This is a genomic window from Streptosporangium sp. NPDC049248 (assembly GCF_040678965.1).
GTDB lineage: Bacteria > Actinomycetota > Actinomycetes > Streptosporangiales > Streptosporangiaceae > Streptosporangium > Streptosporangium fukuiense.
The window spans coordinates 6,728-11,988 of sequence record NZ_JBFAQY010000010.1; the positions used below are offsets into that span (position 1 = coordinate 6,728).

Annotated in this window: 4 protein-coding genes; all 4 read right to left on the reverse strand. The window is 70.2% G+C overall.

Translation table 11 applies throughout. From position 1 onward, the window contains the following. The coding region (locus AB0K21_RS19630; protein WP_364151655.1) for a carbohydrate binding domain-containing protein at positions 1-919 on the reverse strand (919 nt) is incomplete at its 3' end. Further along, on the reverse strand, positions 916-2,583 hold the full coding sequence (locus AB0K21_RS19635) for a carbohydrate binding domain-containing protein (RefSeq protein ID WP_364151658.1): 1,668 nt from the start codon (positions 2,581-2,583) through the stop codon (positions 916-918). The genes AB0K21_RS19635 and AB0K21_RS19630, both read right to left, overlap by 4 nt. Before the next feature lie 88 nt (positions 2,584-2,671). Next, positions 2,672-4,231, reverse strand: a complete 1,560-nt coding sequence (locus tag AB0K21_RS19640) for a cellulose binding domain-containing protein (RefSeq protein ID WP_343981431.1) — start codon at positions 4,229-4,231, stop codon at positions 2,672-2,674. A 33-nt stretch (positions 4,232-4,264) separates the two neighbouring features. Beyond that, positions 4,265-5,261 (reverse strand): chitinase (locus tag AB0K21_RS19645; RefSeq protein WP_364151661.1); only part of this gene is annotated, 997 nt, incomplete at its 5' end.

A 5,261-nucleotide genomic window follows, 5' to 3' on the forward strand; every position in this document is an offset into this window, starting at 1 on the left:
TGTGGGTACCCGCCCCGGGAGCCTCGGAGAAGGCGGTCCCGGTGGCGGTGCCGACCTTGGTGCCGTTGCGATAGACGTTGTAACCGGTCGCCCCCGAAGAGGCACTCCAGCTCAGCGAGACGCCGACGCCGCTGACGGTGGCGGCCAGCCCCGACGGTACGGGCGGGGGCGGCGGCTGGTCGTTGCCGACCGTCACGGAGACCGCGCCGGACTTCGCCGACTCCCCCGAGGCGTTGGTCGCGCTCACCTGGTAGCTGTGGGTACCCGCCCCGGGAGCCTCGGAGAAGGCGGTCCCGGTGGCGGTGCCGACCTTGGTGCCGTTGCGATAGACGTTGTAACCGGTCGCCCCCGAGGAGGCACTCCAGCTCAGCGACGCGGTGGTGACGTTGCCGGTGCCGGTGAGCCCGGTGGGCGTGGCGGGGGGCTGCCCCTGGCCCGGCTGACCGTCCAGGACGAAGTCGTCGGCCTGGTAGGTGCCCTGGCCGTACCAGCCGTTGACGTAGATCGTCACCGAGGTGGTGGCGGCGCCGGTGGTGAACGAGGTGGACAGCTGGGCGTAGGAGGACGGCGAGGACACCCAGGTGCTGGGGTCGGTCCCGCCGGTGCCGGTCGCGCCGAGGAAGACGTAGCCGCCCCTGACCCAGGCCGACAGGGTGTAGGCCGAGGACGGCCTGACGCTGACCGTCTGCTGGCAGCGGGCGGTGTCGTTGCCGGCCGGCGTGGCCTGCAGCGCCTTCGTGCCACCGTGCACCGGTGAGGACACCGCCGCGGCCCCCGAGGAGGCCGTGCAGGTCCAGCCGGTCAGCCCGTTCTCGAATCCGGGGTTGGCCGCGATGTTCGCGGCGTGGGCGGGCGACGCGGCGAGCATCGTCCCGCCCAGTGCCAGTACGGCGATCGCCGCGAGTTTCCTGAACCTCATCCGGTGAACCCCTTGAAGATGTTGGTGAACTCCCAGGCCGACTGGGAGATGCCGCTGCAGGTCGGTGAGACCTGGCCGCTCGGGCAACCTCCGTTGTCGCGGGCGCTGGACCAGAAGCCGACGAAGCCGACGTGGTTGGCGTTGGCCCAGGTGAGCAGCTTGCGGGCGTCGGCCTGGGTGGTGGTCATCCCGGTGTCGTTCTTGCCGATCATCGGGGTGAGGCCCAGCAGCTTCTTGAGCTGGGCGTCGGTCTTGGCGGGCCAGACGGTTCTCATCTGGGCGAGGGTCGCCTGTGCGGCGGTGACCATCGCGTCGCCCCAGTTGCCGGTGTAGCCGAAGTTCATCAGCATGGGGTTCACGATCACGTTGAGGCCCTTGGCCGCGGCGTCTTGAAGGATCGACAGTGAGAACGGGTCGACGCCGTAGTCCTGGCCCTGGATGCGCAGCGTGTAGCTGATCACGGTGCCGCGTTCGGCCTGGAGCTGCTTGAGCGCGGTGTTGACCTTGGCCGCGTCGATCGAGGCCTCGACGTCGACGTCGAGGTGGTTGGTGCCGACCGTGTCGAGCACCTTCTTGTAGGCGGCGACCAGCGCGGCGGAGGTGCCGCAGACGTGCTCCAGGTACGGTCCCATCGCGCCGCCGGTCGCCACGATGACCTGGCCGCCCTGGGCCTGGAGCGCCCTGACGTCGTTGACGATCCGGGAGTCGTTGATCGGGATGGTGCCGCCCCAGGCCGGGTTGCATCCGCTGCTGTCGCCGAGGGCGAAGGCGAGGGTGTAGTTCTTCACCTCGGTCGCCGCCGCCGCGTTCACCAGGGAGGGCGTGGGCATGGTGATGTCGATGTAGGGGGCGTAGCGGATCTCGCCGGCCGGTGGGCCGGTGTCGCGGCCGGTCTGGCCGCTCACCGAGGAGGTGTAGGCCGAGCAGTTGCCCGCGCCGTCGCAGGCCCGCACGCGGAAGCCGTAGACGGTGTCGGGGCTCAGCCCGGTCGCGGTGTAGCCGGTGCCGGAACCCGCGTCGGCGGGTGCGCCGCCGTCGCGGGAGACCTCGTAGCGGGCCACGGTGCCGGAGTCGTCGGTGGAGGCCGACCAGCCCAGGGTCAGTGAGTTCGCGGTCGGGCCGCCCACGGTGAGGTTCCCCGGCACGGTCGGCGGGGTGGTGTCGTTGGGCGTGCCGGTTCCCGGCGGGCCGTCGAGGACGATGTCGTCGGCCTGGTAGACGCCCTGGCCGTACCAGCCGCTGACGTAGATCGTCACCGAGGTGGTCGAGGCGCCCGTGGTGAAGGTGCGCGTGAGCTGGGTGTATGCCGACGGGGAGGAGGCCCAGGTGCTGGTGTCGGTCGTTCCGGTGCCGCTCACCCCCAGGAAGACGTAGCCGCCGCGCACCCAGGCCGACAGCGAGTAGGACGAGGACGGTTTGACGCTGACGGTCTGCTGGCAGCGGGCCTGATCCGAGCCCTGGGGGGTGGCCTGCAGGGCCTTGGTCCCGCCGTGTACGGGAGAGGAGACGGCCGTCGCGCCCGAGGAGGCCGTGCAGGTCCAGCCGGTCAGCCCGTTCTCGAAGCCCGGGTTCGTGGCGATGTTGGCCGCGTGGGCCGGTGTCGTGGCGAGCATCGTCCCGCCGAGCGCCAGCACGGCGGCCGCGGCGAGTTTCCTGAGGTGCATCCGATTACCCCGCAAGGATTTCTAGGAGGGTGTCGTGGGGGTACGGCCCGCGCCCCGGGCGGGGTGCGGGCCGTACGGATCGCTCGGTTCAGAAGCCGGCGGTGACGCGGGTGAAGTCCCAGTCGCTCTGGGCGATGCCGCTGCAGTTGGAGACCACACCGCCGCCGGGGCAGGGACGGTCGCGGTTGACCGCCCAGTAGGCGAAGCGGGTCAGGCCCTTGGACTTGGCCCAGTCGCGGATCTGGGTCCAGGCCGCCACCGTGGTCAGCTCCTGCTGGTCGGACAGGCCGTTCATGCCGGAGATGCCCATCCGGGCGTACGCCTGCGCGTCGGTCCAGCCGTTGGCCGCCTTCAGCGCGTTCTTCAGGCCCTCGGAGGCGTTGACGGTGTCGGTGTAGATGTTGGAGGCGCCGAAGTCGAACGGCATGATCGTGTAGTTGTCGATCGGCACGGCCAGCGCCTTGGCCTGGTTGATCAGGCGGATGCCGTGGGAGTTCGGGCCGGTGACGGTGGTGCCGAAGGTGACGACGACCTTGACGTTGGGGTTGTTCTGCTTGACGATCTTCAGGCCGTTGAGGATGCGGTCCTGGACCGTGTAGTTCTCGAACTCGTCGGTGTTCTCGATGTCGAAGTCGACGACCGCCGGGCCGACGGCGTTGATGACCTGCTGCACCGCTCCGGCGAAGGCGGCCGGGGTGGAGCAGTTCGGGCCGAGCTTGTTGCCCTGCCAGCCGCCGAAGGAGATCTGGACGCTGCCGCCCGCGGCCTTGATCTGGTTGATCGCGGTCTGGTCGGCGCCGCCGGTCAGCGGCCGGTTACCGTCCCAGGCGGGGGTGCAGCCGCCGCTGGACAGGATGAACGCCATGGTGAAGGACTTCACGCCGGTGGCGCTCATGACCGTCGCGGGGTTCGGCGGGTTGCCCCAGCCCATGTAGAGGTACGGGGCTCCGGGCATCTTGCCGACCGGGTCGGGGTTGGTGCAGCCGGTGGTGGTGGCGCTCACCGCGCCGCTGGCGGCCGACTCGCCCTGGGCGTTGTAGGCCTTGACGGTGTAGGTGTGCGAGGTGCAGGTGCCGAGCGAGCCGATGGTGGCGCTGGTCCCGGTGACCTGGGCGCGCTGGGTGCCGCCCTCGTAGACGCGGTAGCCGGTGACGGTGCCGCTGGAGGCGCCCCAGGACAGCGAGATCGAGGAGTTGGTGGTGCCGGTGACCGACGGCGTGCCGGGCGTGCCCGGGGTGCCGGGGGTGCTGCCGCCGCCGCAGGCCGCGCCGTTGAGCGTGCAGTTGGACGGAGTGATGCCGCCGGGGCTGCCGTTGAAGCCGAAGCTCGCGGTCGCGCCGGGCGCCAGGGTGCCGTTCCAGCCGACGTTGGTGAAGGTGAAACGCTGCCCGCTCCGGCTCAGCGACGCGTCCCAGAAGGCACCGATGTTGGCACCGGAGGGCAGGTCGAAGGCGACCGACCAGCCGTTGATCGTGGTGGTACCGCCGTTGGTGATCGTGTACTTGCCCTCGAAGCCGGTGCCCCAGTCGGAGACCTTGGTGAAGACGGCGGTGGGGGATGCCGCGAAGGCCGGGGTCGCGACCGTTGACAGGCCGAGTGACATGCCGAGCGCGGCCAGAACCGCGGTCAGCGTTCGTCGAATTCTCATGCTTCTTCCTCGGTTGGGGGGATGTTCGGGGGCTTAGGGCAGGGTCGCGAGGTGCGGCTTGACGGTCCTGGAGAAGTTCCAGCCGTTACTGGCGTCCCAGTTGATGGACCAGGTCATCGCGCCACGGATCCCGGGGTAGGCGCGCGGCGGCACGAAGCCGCCGCAGCCGGTCCTGGTGGCCAGGCAGGTCAGGGCCTGGTTGACCAGTGCGGGGGCGACGATCCCGCCGCCCGCCGCGCCCGGTCCCGCGGGCAGGCCGAGCGCCACCTGGTCGGGGCGGAGGCCGTTCTCCAACTGGATGCAGGCCAGCGCGGTCATGAAGTTGACGGTGCCCTGCGAGTAGGCGGCCATCTGGTCGCAGCCGAGCATGGAGCCGGAGTTGTAGTACTGGGTGTGGACGACGGTGAGGATGTCCTTGATGTCCAGCGCCAGCTTGAAGTACTCGGCGCCGGTGGACTGCATGTCGATGGTCTGCGGCGCCATCGTGATGATCAGGTTCGCGCCGGCCTTGGCCCGCAGCGCACGGAGCGCCTGGCCCATGTAGGTGGCGTTGAGGCCGTTCTCCAGGTCGATGTCGACGCCGTCGAAGCCGTAGTTCTGCATCAGGGCGTAGACGGTGTCGGCGAACTTGGTCGCGGCGGCGGCGCTCGCCACCTGTACCCGACCGGCCTCGCCGCCGACCGAGAGGATGACCTTCTTGCCGCGGGAGTGGAGGGTCTGCACGTCGGTCTTGAACTGGGCGTCGGTGTAGCCGCCGAGGGAGGCCGACAGGCCCGGGTCCACACCGAAGACGACCTCGCCCGGGGTGGCGGTGGCCTCGCCGAAGGAGACCGCGACCAGGTCGTACTCGTTGGGCACCGCCGACAGCCGCAGCTCGACCGCCGCGTTGTCGAAGTTGTGCCAGTACCCGGTGAGGAAGTGCTTGGGCAGCGGGCCCGTGGTGCAGCCGGTGGTGGTGGCACTGGCCGGGTCGCTCTTCGGCCCCTCACCCGCCGAGTTGTACGCCGCCACCGTGTAGGTGTGCGCCTCG

Coding starts and splice junctions, on each gene's coding strand:
- AB0K21_RS19635 (WP_364151658.1), bottom strand. CDS start 2,583: ATGCACCTCAGGAAACTCGCCGCGGCCGCCGTGCTGGCGCTCGGCGGG.
- AB0K21_RS19640 (WP_343981431.1), bottom strand. CDS start 4,231: ATGAGAATTCGACGAACGCTGACCGCGGTTCTGGCCGCGCTCGGCATG.